Origin of the sequence: Liquorilactobacillus uvarum DSM 19971 (assembly GCF_001434935.1) — a bacterium.
GTDB lineage: Bacteria > Bacillota > Bacilli > Lactobacillales > Lactobacillaceae > Liquorilactobacillus > Liquorilactobacillus uvarum.
In genome coordinates this window covers 1-1,180 of sequence record NZ_AZEG01000094.1, presented here as the reverse complement: position 1 = coordinate 1,180, position 1,180 = coordinate 1, and the positions used below count along the sequence as shown (strand labels likewise).

Annotated in this window: 1 protein-coding gene; it reads left to right on the top strand. The window is 39.0% G+C overall.

The annotated features are described in order from the left end of the window. Nucleotides 1-78 precede the first annotated feature (78 nt). Nucleotides 79-1,148, top strand: a protein-coding gene (locus FD20_RS12515; RefSeq protein WP_157060941.1) for an IS3-like element IS1163 family transposase whose coding sequence is annotated in 2 segments (ribosomal slippage) — nt 79-307 and nt 307-1,148 — 1,071 coding nt in all. Because the reading frame shifts where the segments join, the coding sequence is not laid out codon by codon here. Nucleotides 1,149-1,180: the final 32 nt, after the last annotated feature.

Sequence of the window (1,180 nt, the reverse complement as noted above, 5' to 3'; positions counted from 1 at the left end):
TGCTCCTATCCTAGTATTTGGTACATAAATTTCTGAACAGTTGTGCCATAATTAATAAAACAAGATAGGAGCATTCCAATGAAACGATATCAAGATGATTTTAAAGCCAGCATTGTGAAGATGCATCGTGAAGAGAAAAGATCTATTCGCTCGCTTTCCGAGGAATACGGTGTTTCTCCAGCCGCAATTCATAACTGGGTTAAAGGCGCTAAATCAGTTGAGCTAGAAGACGGTACTGAAGTAACGTCCAAAGAATTCAAACAACTTCAAAAGGAAAATCAGCGATTAAAGGAGGAACTTGAAATTTTAAAAGCTGCGGCGGTGTTACTGGGAAAGCATTAGGACGAATTAATTGCCTTGTCTTCATAGAAGATCAGTTATTGCGACACCGCTTATCAATTATTCTTTCGGCACTGAAATTACCGCGCAGCACCTATTACCATTGGAAAAGATATCAACCTAGTCAACACGAACGTGTTGATAATCAGCTCAAAGAAAAAATTAAATTGATTTGGGAAAATAATTATCGTGCCTATGGTTATCCACGAATAACGATGGTGCTTCGCAAGTCAGGCATCTGTGTTGGGTCAAAACGAATTTTACGATTAATGAGGGAAATGGAGATTCACTCTTTAATGAATCGGCGATTTAAAAAACCTGGCACTCATGTGGATCATTCACAACGCCCCAATTTAATCAAGCACCAGTCCAATGCAAGGATATGGCGTGCTGACATTACTTATTTGGAATTACGTCCAGGAACCTGGGTTTATCTCAGTTCTATTTACGAACCAAAGGTTCATCAAGTTCTTGCTTTCAAGATTGGTCGTCAGATGGAGGCGACGTTAGTTGTAGAAACGATTAATCAGGCGCTTGAATGTCATCAAAAGCCACAATATTTTCACTCTGACATGGGTTCACAGTACACCAGCAACGAAGTTGAAACTTTACTTGAACGGCATCAGATTAGCCACTCATACTCAAAACAAGGTTATCCTTATGATAATGGGCCAATTGAAGCTTTTCACTCATTGTTGAAGAGAGAGTTTGCCTTTCAAACAACTTTTTCCAATTTTGAGGACTTGGTAATCCGAACCTCAAATTACATCAGTTGGTTTAATTCCGACAGAATTAGAACGAGTGTTTAGAAAAAGATGTGCCATTTATTGACATAGGAGCA